12 protein-coding genes are annotated in these 15,293 nt (G+C 74.2%); 8 read left to right on the top strand and 4 right to left on the bottom strand.

The features are described from left to right. Positions 1-106: 106 nt before the first annotated feature. A complete protein-coding gene (locus Pma05_RS24360) occupies positions 107-3,196 on the bottom strand; it encodes a glycoside hydrolase family 9 protein (RefSeq protein ID WP_239312999.1) in 3,090 nt (1,029 codons plus the stop codon). Between the two features lie 307 nt (positions 3,197-3,503). Here Pma05_RS24360 and Pma05_RS24365 point away from each other — a divergent pair, with 307 nt between their 5' ends. Further along, positions 3,504-4,232 carry a PP2C family protein-serine/threonine phosphatase gene (locus Pma05_RS24365; protein WP_203859782.1) on the top strand — a complete coding sequence of 243 codons (729 nt, stop codon included), beginning with the start codon at positions 3,504-3,506 and terminating at the stop codon, positions 4,230-4,232. Between the two features lie 44 nt (positions 4,233-4,276). On the opposite strand, the gene hrpB is transcribed toward Pma05_RS24365, so the two are convergent. Both hrpB and Pma05_RS24375 read right to left on the bottom strand, forming a co-directional pair. Continuing rightward, on the bottom strand, positions 4,277-6,835 hold the full coding sequence (gene hrpB / locus Pma05_RS24370; protein ID WP_203859783.1) for an ATP-dependent helicase HrpB: 2,559 nt from the start codon (positions 6,833-6,835) through the stop codon (positions 4,277-4,279). 101 nt (positions 6,836-6,936) lie between these two features. Further along, positions 6,937-7,740, bottom strand: a complete 804-nt coding sequence (locus Pma05_RS24375; protein ID WP_203859784.1) for an RNA polymerase sigma factor SigF — start codon at positions 7,738-7,740, stop codon at positions 6,937-6,939. A gap of 223 nt (positions 7,741-7,963) precedes the next feature. On the opposite strand from Pma05_RS24375, the gene Pma05_RS24380 reads away from it, so the two are divergent. Next, the gene (locus Pma05_RS24380) at positions 7,964-8,596 is read left to right on the top strand and encodes a nucleotidyltransferase family protein (RefSeq protein WP_372441546.1); all 633 of its coding nucleotides are present in this window, start codon (positions 7,964-7,966) and stop codon (positions 8,594-8,596) included. Between the two features lie 181 nt (positions 8,597-8,777). Here Pma05_RS24380 and Pma05_RS24385 read toward each other — a convergent pair whose 3' ends face one another. Beyond that, positions 8,778-10,487, bottom strand: a complete 1,710-nt coding sequence (locus tag Pma05_RS24385) for a PucR family transcriptional regulator (RefSeq protein WP_203859785.1) — start codon at positions 10,485-10,487, stop codon at positions 8,778-8,780. 113 nt (positions 10,488-10,600) lie between these two features. Between Pma05_RS24385 and uraD the strand changes: the two genes are divergently transcribed. Genes uraD through Pma05_RS24415 form a run of 6 tightly spaced genes read left to right on the top strand, consistent with a single transcriptional unit; the run spans position 10,601 to position 15,250 of the window. After that, positions 10,601-11,143 (top strand): 2-oxo-4-hydroxy-4-carboxy-5-ureidoimidazoline decarboxylase, encoded by a 543-nt coding sequence (gene uraD / locus Pma05_RS24390; RefSeq protein ID WP_239313001.1) that lies wholly within the window; start codon positions 10,601-10,603, stop codon positions 11,141-11,143. Further along, positions 11,140-11,523, top strand: a complete 384-nt coding sequence (uraH, locus tag Pma05_RS24395; protein ID WP_203859786.1) for a hydroxyisourate hydrolase — start codon at positions 11,140-11,142, stop codon at positions 11,521-11,523. Before uraD ends, uraH begins: the two co-directional genes overlap by 4 nt. Positions 11,524-11,536: 13 nt before the next feature. After that, positions 11,537-12,547 (top strand): factor-independent urate hydroxylase, encoded by a 1,011-nt coding sequence (gene pucL / locus Pma05_RS24400; RefSeq protein WP_203859787.1) that lies wholly within the window; start codon positions 11,537-11,539, stop codon positions 12,545-12,547. A 20-nt stretch (positions 12,548-12,567) separates the two neighbouring features. Beyond that, positions 12,568-13,434 carry an FAD binding domain-containing protein gene (locus Pma05_RS24405; RefSeq protein ID WP_203859788.1) on the top strand — a complete coding sequence of 289 codons (867 nt, stop codon included), beginning with the start codon at positions 12,568-12,570 and terminating at the stop codon, positions 13,432-13,434. Then, a complete protein-coding gene (locus Pma05_RS24410; protein WP_203859789.1) occupies positions 13,431-13,898 on the top strand; it encodes a (2Fe-2S)-binding protein in 468 nt (155 codons plus the stop codon). The genes Pma05_RS24405 and Pma05_RS24410 overlap by 4 nt, the downstream gene beginning before the upstream one ends. Beyond that, positions 13,895-15,250: an 8-oxoguanine deaminase gene (locus Pma05_RS24415; protein WP_203859790.1), complete on the top strand. Its 1,356-nt coding sequence runs from the start codon at positions 13,895-13,897 to the stop codon at positions 15,248-15,250. The genes Pma05_RS24410 and Pma05_RS24415 overlap by 4 nt, the downstream gene beginning before the upstream one ends. Positions 15,251-15,293: the final 43 nt, after the last annotated feature.

The following is a 15,293-nucleotide window of genomic DNA, read 5'->3' on the forward strand; positions in this document are numbered from 1 at the left end:
CACTGCGAACCGTTCTCGCGTCCGGCCCGGTCGAGCCCGGCTGCGCTGAGCCGGCGCGGGCCCCGGCGCGTCGCCGCACGCGCCGGGGGCCCGGCCGGACCGGTACTCAGGTGCAGGGCACCCCGTTGACCGTGAACAGTGTCGGGTTCGGGTTCGGGCCGCCTGCGGTGGTGGCGTTGAAGCCGAACATCTGGCTGCTGCCCGGCATGATCCGCGAGTTGTACGACTCGCTCCGCGCGGTGACCCGGGCACCCGACTGGGTCACCTTCGCCATCCACGCCTCCCGGACCTTCTGGTCGCCGTTGAACGCGAAGCTCAGCGTCCAGCCGTTGATCGGCGCGGTACCGGTGTTGGTGATGGTCGCCTGCCCGGTGAACCCGCCGCCCTCGGCCCAGCTGCCGAAGTTGACGTACGTCACCCGGCAGCCGGAGCCGGCCGGTACGGCGGTACTGCCGCCCTGGTCGGCCAGGAACGAGGCGATCCAGGCCAGCGCCGAGTTCCAGTTCACCGCCACCTCGTTGGTGGCGTACGAGGCGATGTCGTCCACGTAGCAGAACTGCGGCGCACAGCCCTCCAGCAACTGCTCGGCGAACGGGTCGTCGAGGCCGGCGTTCGCACCACCGGCGATCGAGCCGGCCGGCGGGTTCGGCAGCGACTCGTCGTACTGGTTGCCGAAGATCCGGCTGTGCTGGTTCCTCGACGCCTTCTCGCCCCACCCGGTCACGTACGACTGGTTCAGCGCGTTCCGGCCGAAGATGTAGTCCATCCCCTGCACCGCGCCGTCCCGGTATTTGGCCTGTCCGGTCAGGTCGAAGGCGGTGGCCAGGACGACCGCGTTGTTGATGATGTTGCTGTTGCCGCCCCAGAAGTAGCTGCCCGGGTTGCCCGGCATCGGCAGCCCGTACGCCTGGCCCTGCGCGGTCGCCAGGTAGCCGTCGGCGGCGGTCACCACCGAGGCACGGATCCGGTCCCGCTCGGCCGTCGACAGGCCGCTCGGCACGGTGGCCAGGTCGAGCCGGCCGAGCGCGGCGGTGCTGCCCCAGCCGAAGCCGTTGGACGCGAACACCTCGTCGTCGGTGTGGTGCGGCGAGGCGGTCAGGTCGGCCAGGTAGGAGGCACCGCCGGTGCTCAGGTACAGCTCGGCGGCGGCCCAGTAGAACTCGTCGGTGACGTCACCGTCGCTGTAGGAGCCGCCGCCGTTGCCGTCGTTCGGGTCGGCGTACCGGGTCGGGTTGGCCTTGGCCGCCGCGTACGCCGTCGTGGCGGCGGTCCGGCAGCGCTGTGCGAACGCGGCGTCGTACGGGGCGTACAGCCGGGCGCACTGTGCGGCGGTGGCGGCCAGGTTGAGCGTCGCGGCCGTGGACGGCGGGTGCAGTTCGCGCAGTTCCGGGTCGTCCTCGGGTTGCAGGGGCAGCCCGGTCCAGTTCCGGTCGTGCATCTTGTGGTGTGCCATCCCGGCCAGCGGCTTGCCGGCCGGCACCTGCATCCGGAGCAGGAACTCCAGCTCCCAGCGGGCCTCGTCGAGGATGTCCGGCACGTCGTTGCCGCGTTCCGGCACCCGCAGCGTGCTGTCGGCCAGGGCCGCGCCGCCACCGGCGGTGGGCGCGGTCTTGGTGCGCTCGAAGGCGTTCAGCAACTGGTAGGTGGCGATGCCGCCGTTCACGACGTATTTGCCGTGGTCACCGGCGTCGTACCAGCCGCCCCGGACGTCGAGGCGGTAGTCGCAGACCCCGGGCTGGCACGGTACGTCGGTGTCGCCCCGGTTCGGCGCCACCCCGAGGTGCCCGGCCGGCCGGGCGTACGCCGCGCCGACCAGGCCGCCGTCGATCGCGATGCCGCTGCGCTGGATGTAGAAGAACTGGAGCGAGTCGGAGCGGAGCTGCTTCCAGACGTCGGCCGAGATGTCGAACGGGTGGCTGGTCTGGCCGTCGGCGGTCAGCGTGTAGCCGCTGCCCGGGGTGCGGAACGCGGAGAAGTCGACGGTGTGCACGTTCTGCGCCGACGCCCGGTCCACGCCGCGCGGGGTGCTCCGCCCGCTGGCCAGCACGGCACCGGCGGCCGACTTCAGCTCCCAGCCCAGCGGATCGGTGGCCTCGGTGACGATCGTGGCGTTCTTCGGCCCGGCCGGCAGGTAGCCGACCTGGTTGACCCGGACCCGGGGCCCGGTGTCCGGCACGTACGGCGGCTCCTCCTCGCCGCCGAGCAGCGAGGCGTTGTCCAGGCAGAACGTGTACGCCGAGGCGTTGCCGCCAACCTGGAAGGCGACCTGGGCGACCTCGGTGTCGGCGGTGGCGGTGAAGGTCCGCTCGACGTGCTGCGCCTCGGGGCCGAACGTGATGTCCTCGGCGAAGTACGAGGTGAACGGGTCGACGCCGAGCTGCACCGCCACCCGTACGGTGGCGCCGGGTGCGGCGGAGGCGTCGAAGGAGAGCGTGTACGACTCGCCGTTCACCAGCGTCACGTCGTTCTGCCCGACGCCGCCGTCCCACGGGTTGGCCAGCCCGCCCGGCACGGCGGAGCAGAGCCGGCCGTCGGTCACCCCGGTCGAGGTGGTGCCGTAGGAGTACCAGCCGGAGGTGCCGTCGGCGAAGTCGCCGTTGGTCAACTGCTCGGCCCCACCCGGTGGCGGCCCGGTGTCGGCGTCACTGCTCAGCGAGACGTCGTCCAGGCAGAACGTGTACGCCTCGGCGGCACCGCCGAGCTGGAACGTGAGGGTGCCGTTGGCCGAGTCGAGGGTGCCGGTGAACTCGTACCCGAACTCCTCGGCGCTGGCGTCCAGCCCGACGTCCCGGGAGAAGACCGTGGTGTACGGGTCCTCGTTGAGCTGCACGTTCGCCTTGACCGTGACCGGCGCGCTGGCCGAGGCGCGGAAGCTCAGCGCATAGCTGGCGCCGTCGGCGAGCGGGATGGTGTTGTGGCCGAGGCTGGCGTCCCAGGGGTTGGCGAGGCCGCCGGGGACCTCGGCGCAGAGCTGGCCGTCGACCACGGCGAGGGTGAGGTTGGCGGTGGACCACCACGGGGCGGTGCTGTCGGTGAAGGTGCCGTTGACGATGTGTTCGGTCGACGCCAGGGTGCCGGCGGAGCCGTCGGGCCGGGCCTGCGCCCCGGTGGCGGTACCGGTGAGCAGCAGGGCGGCGGTGGCGAGCAGGGTGACCGCGCGGGCGGGCCGGCGGTGGCGGTGGCGGGGTCGGAGCACGGGGGATCCCTTCCGGTGGGCGTGCCGCCAGCGGCCCGCAGCACTCGGGTTCGCGGCGGTGGAACCGGCAGCGCTGGTGGGAGCGCTCCCAATACGGAGCCGATGTTGCCAGTCCGTTTCTGGCATGTCAATCGACCAAGCTGGATCGAATTCCTGCCGGGTCGGCGGCCGAGGACCAGCTACCGGGGCCGGAGCGGCTCGCGGTTCGTGATCACCGTAGCCACGTACGGTAAATTTCGACCGCCACTCCGGCCCGTTGGTGATCTACTGCAAGCATTCTGGCCGTCTTTTTGGCAGGCTGCCTGCCATGAGCCTGAAGCTGCGATCCGTGGCGGTGAGCGACCGCGGCCTGATCCGGGGAGCGAACCAGGATTCCGTGCACGCCGGACCCTGGCTGCTCGCCGTGGCCGACGGCATGGGCGGAATGGCCGCCGGCGACCTGGCCAGCACGATCGCCATCGACGCGATCCGGCCGCTGGACGTGGAGACCCCGGAGGAAGGGCTGGTCGCCGCCCTTCAGGGCGCCCTGGACACGGCGAGCGCGGGCATCCGGGGTGCGATCGCCGAGGACCCGGAACGGCAGGGCATGGGCACCACCCTCACCGCGCTGCTGCTCGCTCGTACCGGCGCCTGCCTCGCGCTGGCCCACGTCGGCGACTCCCGGGCGTACCTGCTGCGTGGCGGCACGATGACCCAGCTCACCCGGGACGACACCTTCGTGCAGATGCTGGTCGACGAGGGGGTGATCAGCCCGGAGGAGGCGCACAGCCATCCCCGCCGGGCGGTGGTCACCCGGGCGTTGCAGGGCGAGCCGGTCACCCCCACGTACACCACCGTGGTGCCGCAGCCCGGCGACCGGTGGCTGCTGTGCAGCGACGGACTCTCCAATGTGGTCCGCCCGGACAGCCTGGCCGAGGCGCTGCTCGGCTACTCCGACCCGGCCGGCTGCGCGCAGCGGCTGGTCGACCTGGCCCTGCGGGCCGGCGGGCCGGACAACATCACCGTCGTGGTCGCCGACGTCATCGACACCCCCTGACCACACCCCGCCAGGCTCCTCCACGGGTACGCCCGGCGGGCGGCTCAGCTCCGGCGGGGTCGCAGGCCACGGGTCGGGGCCGCCTCGGTCGGGTCCGCCGGCCACGGGTGCCGGGGATAGCGACCGCGCAGCTCGGCACGTACCTGCGGATAGCCGGTCCGCCAGAACGAGGCGAGGTCCCGGGTCACCGCGACCGGGCGGCCGGCCGGGGAGAGCAGGTGCAGCAGCACCGGCACCCGCCCGTCGGCGATCCGGGGCACGTCCTGCCAGCCGAACGTCTCCTGCAACTTCACCGCCAGCACCGGTGCCGCCGGATCGGCGTAGTCCACCCGGTGCCGCGACCCGCTCGGTACGGCCAGCCGCTCCGGGGCCAACTCGTCCAGCCGGGCCGCCTCGCGCCACGGCAGCAGCCGGCGCAGCGCGGCCGGCACGTCGATCCGGGCCAGGTCCGCCCGGCGCCGGGCGGTGGCCAGTTCCGGACCGAGCCACTCGTCGGCCCGGTCCAGCAGCGCCGCGTCGGTCACCTCCGGCCACTCGCCGCCGAGGGCCTGCCGGCAGAACGCGAGCCGGTCCCGCAGCTCCCGCGCCCGCGGCGGCCAGGTCAGCAGGTCGAGCCCGACCTGCCGCAGCCCGTCCCGCAGCGCGGCGGCGACCCGGGCCGGATCCGGGCGGGCCAGCGGACGGTCCAGCAGCACGATCGCGCCCAGCCGCTCCACCTCGCGGGCCAGCACGTCCTCGCCGGACCAGGCGATCTCCTGCTCGCGGCGGAGCAGCGCGGCACCGGCCTCCCGGGCGGTCGCCTCGTCCAGCACCGCCGCCTGGCGGATCGCCGCGCCCCGCCGCCCCGGTGCCCGGTCGGCCACCGAGATCGCCAGCCACTCCGCCCCGGCCAGCGGCGAGCCCGGCGCCAGGTCCGCCGCGGTGCCGCCGGCCATCAGGTACGTCTCGGCGCCGGCCTGCCGGACCCGGGCCAGCCGCTCCGGGTACGCCAGCCCGACCAGCAGCCCGGCGGCCAGGTCGTCCGGCAACGCCGGGTGACCGGGTCCCCCGGCCCGTCGACCGTCCCGCCCGCTCTGTTGCTCGTCGTGGGCAGGGGTCTGCGGTGACTCGTCGAGGGCGGCCCGCAGCCGGTTCACCTCCGCCCGCCACCTGGTGCTGGCGGGGTCCGTACCCGAGCGGAGCCGGCGCCAGGCGGCGACCAGGTCGTCGCCGGGAGCGGACTCGGCGAGCACCGCGACCACCTCGGCGGCCCGGCCCGGGCCAACCGGGGCGGCACCGTCCAGCAGGGCCCGGGCCAGCCGTGGATGCGCGCCGACCGCCGCCATCGCCCGGCCCCGCCCGGTCACCCGGCCGTCCGGGCCAACCGCACCGAGCGCCTCCAGGGTGGCCCGGGCCACCTGCATCGCCGCCACCGGCGGCGGGTCCGGCAGCGCCAGACCGGTGCCGTCCGGGCGTCCCCAGCAGGCGAGCTGGAGCGCGAACGAGGTGAGGTCGGCTACCGCGATCTCCGGCTCGGGCTGCGCCGGCAACCGGTCCTGGTCCGCCGCCGACCAGCATCGGTAGACCCGGCCCGGCGCCTCCCGGCCGGCCCGACCGGCCCGTTGGGTCGCCGCCGCCCGGGACACCGGCACCGTCACCAGCGCGCCGAGTCCCCGGGCCAGGTCGGTCCGGGCCACCCGGCTCAGCCCGGCGTCGACCACCACCCGCACCCCGGGCACGGTGAGGCTGGTCTCCGCGACGGCGGTGGCCAGTACGACCCGGCGTCGGCCGGCGGCCGGGCGGAGCGCGGCGTCCTGTTCGGCGCTGGTCTGCCGGCCGTGCAGGCGTACCAGGTCGGTGCCGGCGAGGTTGGTCAGTCGGCCGGCGACACCGTTGATCTCCCCGGCACCGGGGAGGAAGACGAGCAGGTCACCGTCGTGCTCGGCGAGCGCCCGGCGTACGGTCGCCGCCACGTGGTCGAGTAGTCGGGGATCCACCCGCAGCCCGTGCGGCGGGTCCACCGGCCGGGGCGGCGGGGCCCAGACCACGTCGACCGGGTACGCCCGACCCTCGGCACGCAGCACCGGGGCCGGCTCCCCCGCCGAGCCGAGCAGTACGCCGAGCCGCTCCTCCTCGGCGGTGGCGGACATCGCCAGCAGGCGCAGCTCGGGACGGAGCGCCGCCCGTACCTCGATGCCGAACGCCAGCGCCAGATCGGCGTCGAGCTGCCGCTCGTGGGCCTCGTCGAGGAGTACCGCGCCGACGCCCGGCAACTCCGGATCGTGCTGGAGCCGCTGCACGAGCAGACCGGTGGTGACCACCTCGATCCTGGTCCGGGCACTCGTGCGGCGCTCGCCACGGACGGCGTACCCGACGGTCTCGCCGACGCGTTCGGCGCGCAGCTCCGCGATCCGGCGGGCGGCGGCCCGGGCCGCGACCCGGCGCGGCTGGGCGACGACGATCCGCCCGTCGACCTGGTCGGCCAGCGCCAGCGGGACCAGTGTGGTCTTGCCGGCGCCGGGCGGCGCCACCAGCACGGCGGCACCCCGCTCCGCCAGCGTCTCGACCAGGGCCGGCAGGACGTGCCGGACCGGCAGTTCGGCGGCGGGTTCAGGCGCTGACACCGGGCCAGTGTCGCACCGGCGGCACCGACGGCCGGCTACCGGTCAGCCCTGGGGCGGCGGCGGGCCGCGCGGCGCCCGTGAGCACAACTCCTCGGCCGGGTTCAGTACGTGTCGGCGAGTTGGTTGCGGAGTTTGCTGAGGGCGCGGGTGAGGAGGCGGCTGATGTGCATTTGGGAGACGCCGATCTGTTCGGCGATCTGGGTTTGGGTGAGGTTGCCGTAGAAGCGGAGGGTGAGGATCTTCTGCTCGCGGGGGTCGAGGGTGGCGAGGGCGGGGCCGAGGGCGACACGGAGTTCGGTGAGTTCGTACTGGGTGTCTTCGGTGCCGAGGAGGTCGCCGAGTTCGGTGGTGCGTTCGCCGTCGCCGGTGGGGGTGGAGAGGGAGACGGCGTTGTAGGCGCGAGCCCCTTCGAGTCCTTCGAGGATGTCTTCTTCGGTGAGGTTGAGGTGGGTGGCGATGTCGGTGATGGTGGGTGAGCGGCTGAGGGTCTGGTGCAGGGTGCTGTTGGCTTCGCTGATGGCGAGGCGGAGTTCCTGGAGGCGGCGGGGGACGCGGATGTCCCAGGTGCGGTCGCGGAAGTGTCGTTTGAGTTCGCCGATGATGGTGGGGATGGCGTAGCCGGCGAAGTCGACGCCGCGGGTGGGGTCGTATTTGTCGATGGCTTTGATGAGGCCGATGGCGGCGGTTTGGGTGAGGTCGTCGGTGGGTTCGCCGCGTCCGGTGTAGCGGTGGGCGAGGTGGTGGGCGAGGGGGAGCCAGGCTTCGATGGTTCTGTCGCGGAGGGCGGGTCGGGAGGGGTGGTGTGTGGGTAGGGCGGTCAGGGCGTGGAGGAGGTCGGTGGCGGTGTCGGTGGGGGCGGGGTTGTCGGCCCGGGTGGTGGCCCGACTGGTTGTGGTGGTTGTCAAGGTGGTCCTCCCTGCACTGTGGTGGTGGCGGGGACGGGGTTGTCCGGTCGGTTGGTGCTGGTCGGGTGGTGCTGGGTGGTCGGGTGGTGGTGCGGCTGTTCAGGCATCACCTTAGCCCGTTGGTATTGGCTGAGGCTAGCCGAACGGCTGATGTATAAAACCGGCAACGCTGCTCAAAGCCGGGAACTTCGCCGAGATCTTGGGCCTGAACTAGGCTCCGACCGTGACCCCACTCGCTCCGGACCAGTCGCCCGGACGGTCGACAACCGCCCCGGTCGCCGCCGGTCGGGTCGGGGGGCTGGTGCTCGCCGCCGGTGCCGGGCGACGCTTCGGCGGGCCCAAGGCACTGGTCCGGCTCGACGGCCAACTCCTGGTCGAACGGGCGGTCCAGGTCGCCCGGGCCGGCGGCTGCGAGCCGGTGGTCGCGGTGCTCGGCGCCGCCGCGTCGACGGTCCGGTCCCGGGCCGATCTCGGCGACGCCGTACCGGTGGAGAACCGGGAGTGGGCGACCGGGATGGGCTCCTCACTGCGGGTCGGGCTGGCCGCACTGCGGGACTCCGGCGCCGTCGCGGCGGTCGTGCTACTGGTCGACATGCCCGGGATCACCGCCGAGGCGGTCCGTCGGCTGGTCGAGATCGCCACACCGGACGCGCTCGGCATGGCCGGCTACGGCGCCCGGCGCGGCCATCCGGTGCTGCTCGGCCGGTCACACTGGCCCGGAGTGGCCGAGCTGGCGGTCGGCGACGTCGGTGCCCGGCCGTACCTGCGCCGGCACGAGGGGCTGCTGTCGGTCGTACCCTGTGCCGACGTCGCGGACGACGCGGACCTGGACGTGCCACCGGCGACCGTGCCGTGACGCTCCCGGACGATCCAGTCGCCGACCTCGGCGGTGTCCGGGCCGGGTGTTCCCGACCGGCGGCGTGGGACCGGGGCGGCGCGGCGGGTCAGTGAACCTTTTTCAACCTGAACCACGTGGTGCTCAGGCACCGCGTCCGACCCTGCGGCCAGCCGGGCCGCAAGGGGAGGTTGAAAAAGGTTCAGTGCGGTAGGCGCAGCGCGAGATAGAAGTCGACGCGGTCGGGAAACCGGGACAGGTCCCGCCCGGTGAGCTGCTCGATCCGGCCGATCCGGTAACGCAGGGTGTTGACGTGCAGGTGCAGCCGTTCGGCCGCCCGGCTCCACGAACCGGAACAGGCCAGGAACTCCTCCAACGTGCCGACCAGGTCGGCGTCGTGCGCCCGGTCGTAGGCCAGCACCGGGCCGAGCACCCGGTCCCGGAACGCCCGCCGCGCCTCCGGGGGTACGCCGGAGAGCAGCAGCAGGTGCGAGGCGAGGTCACCGGCCGAGACCACGCTGCCGGTGCCGGGATCCGCCAACGCCGTCGTCAGGGCGTGTTCGGCCTGCTCCACCGCGCCCGGCAGGGCACCCGGATCGGCCGCCGGTCCGCTGATCCCCACCGCGAGCCGCCCGGCGCCGAGCCCCGGCACCAGCCCCGCGACCGTACCCCGGACCGCGTCCGGAATCCCGGCCAGTTCGGTCCGGCCACCGGCCAGCACGGCGAGTACCGTCCCGGGGCGGGCGGCGCCGGTGACCATGGCCGGCAGGGTCGCCGACCGGACGAGTTCCTCGGTGATCGCGACCGCCAGCTCCGGGGGCGTGGTCAGCCCGGTCAGCCGGAGGGCCAGCACCAGCAGGGGCGACCGGGGCGGCAGCCCGCCGGAGGAGAGCGCGGCGCGCAGCTCGGCCGGGGAGGCGCCGCTGGAGAGCGCCGTACCGAGCTGGTCGGCGAGCCGCCGTTCCACCCGGCCCGCCTCGTCGGCGTGGGCCCGTTCCAGCGCCACCAGGCTGACCAGCTCGGCCGCCGCCTCGGGTAGCCCGGGCGGCGGGGCGGAATCGACGACCGGGTGGGCCCGGTCCAGCGCCGGGCTGGCCAGCTCGGCGGACCGGGCGGCGTCGACCGTGGAGCCGGTGACCTTGGACTGGGCGGCGTCGACCGTGGAGCCGGTGGCCTCGGGTCGGGCGGCACCGTCGAGATCGGGCGGTCCGGGGTGCCGGATCGCGCAGGCCAGCAGCCAGGCGGCGAGCCGGTGCTCGGGACGGCCGGCGACGGCGACCAGCCAGAGCCGCCGGCCGTCGACCTCGACCAGGGCCGGCAGCCGGCCGGCGGCCAGGAACGAGGTCGCCAACCGGCGGCGGGCGTCGGACGGCAGCGGCAGAGTACCGGCGACGGTCCGCCCGGCCGAGGTCAGCACCCAGCAGTCGACACCGAGGTCGGCGGCGACCGGCTGGAGCAGGTCGGCCAGCCGGGCGCCGCCGGCCATCGCCGCGACCAGACCCCGGTACCGGCCGAGCACCGTCGCCAGCCCGTTCGCCCGGCGCGCCCACAGGGTCGGGGTGACCTCGTCGATGATCTCCCGGAAGGAGACCTCGACCGGAACCTCGAACAGTGGTACGCCGTACTGCCGGCAGGCCGTCACCAGGTCCACCGGCACGGACCCGTACACGGCGTCGCCGGCACCGATCGCGGTGACTCCGGCGGCGGCGCAGGCGGCCACGAACCCCTCCGAGTCACCGGCCCGGCGCCGCCACATCAGCCCGGTCAGCACGATCTCGCCCCCGGAGAGGTAGCGGCGGGGATCGGGCAGGTCGGTGACGTACACCCGGCTGACCGGGCGGTCCAGCTCGGCTTCGCCGGTGAGCAGGGTCAGCCGTAACTGGGGGCGGTCCAGTGCCTCGCGCAGCAGCATCGCGTACCCGTCCGATCCCGGCGACAGGCCGGTTGGAGGAATCTACGAAAACGATACGGCGGCCGGCGCCGGTTTCGGTGTTCGCGCCGATTCACCCGGGCACCACCCGACTGTTGTACTTCTCGCGACCGCAGGAGGTGATCGGGGTGGCCACCGTCAGCGCGGTGCTGGACGAGTTCAACCGGCGGCCCGCCGCCGAGGCCGAGACGGAGCTGCTCGCCTGCTGCGCCGTGCCGGACTGGGCTCGGGCGGTGGCGGCCGGGCGGCCGTACCCGGACGTGGCGGCGGTGGTCGCGGTGGCCGACGCCGCGCTGCGTCGGCTGCACTGGTCGGAGGTGGCGCGGGCGCTGGCCGCGCACCCGCGGATCGGCGAGCGGCCCACCGGCACCGGTCGGGAGTCGGCCTGGTCCCGCCGGGAACAGTCCGCCCTCGACGGTGCCGACCGGGACACCCGCGCGGCGCTCGCCCGGGCCAACCAGGAGTACGAACAGCGGTTCGGCTATCTCTTCCTGGTCTTCGCCGACGGCCGGACCGACGGGGAACTGCTCGCGGCGGCCCGGCGGCGGCTCGGCAACGATCCCGGCACCGAACGCGAGGTGGTGCGGGACGAACTGCGGCAGATCGCGCTGCTCCGGCTGAGCAGGCTGCTGTCGTGACCGACGACCGGGCGACTGCGCCGGACGGCCTGATCCGGATCTCCACGCACGTGCTGGACACCGTACGCGGCGAACCGGCCGCCGACATCCCGGTCCGGCTCGACCGGCGGGACAGTGGCGGCTGGACGCCGGTGGCGCACGGCCGGACCGACTCCGACGGCCGGCTGACCGGCTGGACGCCGCTGCCGGACCGGCTGCCGCTGCGGGGCTGGCAGGCCGGCGGCTACCGGCTGGTGTTCCAGGTCGAGCGCCACTATCCGCCCGGGACGGCGTTCTTCCCGGAGATCGTGGTCGCCTTCCAGGTCACCGAGCCGGACCGGCACCACCACGTGCCGCTGCTGCTCAGCCCGTACGGCTACACCACCTACCGGGGAAGCTGAGGAGGCACAGGCGGTGGCGATCGTGCTCGGTGCCAACCAGTACGGCAAGGCCGAAGTGCGGCTGGTCCGGGTACGCCGGGACGGGCCCCGGCACGAGTTGCGCGACCTGACCGTCGGCATCGCGCTCGCCGGAGACCTCGCCGAGGTGCACCGCAGCGGTGACAACGCGCACGTGCTGCCGACCGACTCGCAGAAGAACACCGTCTACGCCTTCGCCCGCGAACACGGCGTCGACCAGGTGGAGGAGTTCGGCCTGCTGCTCGCCCGGCACTTCGTCCGGAGCGTACCGGCGATCTCCCGGGCCCGGGTGGAGCTGACCGAGCACGGCTGGCAGCGACTCGGCCCGCACTCCTTCCAGCGCGACGGTTCGGAGATCCGTACCGCCACGGTGACGGTGGACGCGGACGGTGCCGTCGACGCCGCCGACCCCGACGGTGCGACCGGCGGGACCACAGTGGAGTCCGGGATCTCCGGGCTGGTGCTGCTGAACAGCACCGACTCGGAGTTCAGGGGTTATCTGAAGGACCGGTACACGACGTTGCCGGAGACCGACGACCGGATCCTGGCCACCGCCGTCGAGGCCCGGTGGCGGCACGCCGACGTCGGCCCGACCGACCCGGGCCGGGACTGGGCGGAGTCGTACGCCGGGGTGCGGGCCGCCCTGGTCGGCGCGTTCGTGGAGACCTACAGCCGCTCGCTGCAACAGACCCTGTACGCGATGGGGCACCGGGTGCTGGCCGAGCGCCCCGAGATCGCGCAGCTGCGGTTGGCGCTGCCGAACCGGCACCACCTGCTGGTGGACCTGGCGCCGTTCGGGCTGGACAACCCGGGCGAGGTGTTCGTGGCCACCGACCGGCCGTACGGCCTGATCGAGGGCACCGTGACCCGCACACCGGAGGATGGGACAGCGGCAGAGGATGGGACAGCGGCAGAGGATGGGACAGCGGCAGAGGATGGGACAGCGGCAGAGGACGGGGCTCCGGCACCGGATGTCGATCCGGCCGGGGACGGCGGGCCGGGCTGATGGTTCTGCCGCGATCGGAGATGGAGTTCCTGCAACCGGAGAGCTGGGCCGAGGCGCTGGCCGTCCGGGCGGCGTACCCGGAGGCGCTGCCGGTGGCCGGCGGCACCGACGTGATGGTGGAGCTGAACTTCGCCCGCCGCCGCCCACCGGCCCTGCTCGACCTGGGCCGGGTCGCCGGGCTGGCCGACTGGGGCACCGAGGACGGGCTGCTGCGGCTCGGCGCCGGGGTGCCGTACCGGCGGATCGTCACCGAACTGGCCGGTCGGGCGCCGGGGCTGGCGATGGCGGCCCGGACGATCGGTTCGGCGCAGATCCGCAACCGGGGCACCGTCGGCGGCAACCTCGGCTCGGCGTCGCCGGCCGGGGACGCGCTGCCGCCGCTGCTCGCCGCCGGGGCGCTGGTGGAGCTGGCCTCGGTCCGGGGTGTCCGCCGGGTGCCGGTCGCCGGCTTCTGCACCGGGCCGAAGCGCAGCATGCTGGCCCCGGACGAGCTGATCGCGGCGGTCCTGCTGCCGCCGGACGCTGGGCCGGAGCAGTTCGCCAAGGTCGGTACCAGGAACGCGATGGTGATCGCGGTCTGCTCGTTCGCGCTGGCGCTGCGTCCGGTGAGCCGGACGGTCGGCACCGGGATCGGTTCGGCGGCCCCGACCCCGGTCCGGGCGGCGGCGGCCGAGGAACTGCTCGTCGCCGAGCTGCCCTGGGCGGACCGGGCCGCGCTGCCGGAACCGCTGGTCCGCCGGTTCGGCGAGCTGGTCGCGGCGGCGGCCAGCCCGATCGACGACGTACGCGGCACCGCCGCCTACCGCCGGCACGCGCTCGGGGTACTGGCCGGCCGGGCGGTGCGGCGGGCCTGGGCGGAACACCGGCGGGGAGGGGTGCGGGGATGAGGATCGACTGTGTGGTCAACGGCGAGCCGCGCCGGGCCGACGACGTGTGGGCCGGGGAGAGCCTGCTGCACGTGTTGCGGGAGCGGCTCGGGCTGCCGGGCGCCAAGAACGCCTGCGAGCAGGGTGAATGCGGCTCCTGCACGGTCTATCTGGACGGAAAGCCGGTCTGCGCCTGCCTGGTCCCGGCCGGGCAGGCCCGGGGGCGCGAGGTGGTCACCGTGGAGGGGCTCGGCGACGGCGACCTCCATCCGGTGCAGCGGGCGTTCATCGCCGCCGGCGCCGTCCAATGTGGATTTTGTACCCCGGGACTGATCGTCGCCGTACACGACCTGCTGGCCCGGACGCCGTCCCCGGCCGAGGAGGAGATCCGGGAGGCGCTGGCCGGAAACCTGTGCCGGTGCACCGGGTACGAGAAGATCCTCACGGCGGTACGCCTGGCCGCCGGGCGGGAGCACGAGTCGTGATCATCATCGAGAACTGCGCGGTCGCCACGGTCGACCCGGCCGGTACCGAGTATTCCGACGGGCACCTGGTGCTGGACGAGGGCCGGATCGTCGCGGTCGGCCCCGGCCACGCCGCCCGCTACCACCGCTCGGTACGCCGGATCGACGGCACCGGCTGCCTCGCCACCCCCGGCCTGGTCAACACCCACCACCACCTCTACCAGTGGGCGACCCGGGGGATGGCGCAGCAGGCGGAGCTGTTCGGCTGGCTGAAGGCGCTCTATCCGGTCTGGGCCGGTCTGGACGCCGAGGTGGTGTCGGCGACCACCGCCGCCGGGCTCGGCTGGCTGGCGCTGCACGGCTGCACCACCAGCACCGACCACCACTACGTCTATCCGGCCGGGGCCGGTGACCTGATGGCGGCGCAGGTCGAGGCGGCCCGGGGAGTGGGACTGCGGTTCCATCCGTGCCGGGGGTCGATGGACCTCGGGGTGTCGTCGGGCGGGCTGCCGCCGGACAGCATCGTCGAGGAGACCGACGCGGCGCTGGCGGCCACCGAGGAGGCGATCGACCGCTACCACGATCCGGCCGACGACTCGATGCTGCGGGTGGCGGTGGCGCCCTGCTCGCCGTTCAGCGTCACGCCGAAACTGATGGCCGAGGCGGCGGCGCTGGCCCGGCGCCGGGGCGTACGGCTGCACACCCATCTCGCCGAGACCGTCGACGAGCAGGAGTACTGCCGGCAGACCCACGGCTGCACCCCGGTCGAGTACGCCGAACGGCTCGGCTGGCTCGGGCCGGACGTCTGGCTCGCGCACGGCGTACACCTGGACGACGCCGGGCTGGACGCGCTGGCCCGGACGGGGACCTCGGTCGCGCACTGTCCCAGCTCGAACGGCCGGCTCGGGGCTGGTGTCGCGCGCGTCCGGGAGCTGCTGGACCGGGGAGTGCCGGTCGGGCTCGGGGTGGACGGGCCGGCGTCGCAGGAGGCCGGTCAGCTCGGCGCGGAGCTGCGGCAGGCGCTGCTGGCGGCCCGGTCCCGGGGTGGGGCGGCGGCGTTGAGCGCCCGGGAGGCGTTGGCGCTGGGCACGATCGGCGGGGCGCGCTGCCTGGGGCGGGGGGACCAACTCGGGTCGCTGGAGGTCGGGAAGCTCGCGGACGTGGTGCTGTGGCGGTTGGACGGGCTCGGGCACGTCGGGATCGACGATCCGGTGGCGGCGCTGGTCTTCGGGCCGGTGGCTCCGGTGGACATGTTGCTGGTCGGGGGTGAGGTCGTGGTGGACGACGGTGAGCTGCGGACGGCGGACTCGCGGGAGTTGGCGCGTCGGGTGCGGCGGGCGCATCGGGCGCTGGTCCGGAGGGCACGTCGATGACCGGGCAGATACTTCCGGGGGCCAGGTCGGATGGTTCGGCGTG

This window comes from Plantactinospora mayteni (genome assembly GCF_016862935.1).
In the GTDB taxonomy this organism is placed as follows: domain Bacteria; phylum Actinomycetota; class Actinomycetes; order Mycobacteriales; family Micromonosporaceae; genus Plantactinospora; species Plantactinospora mayteni.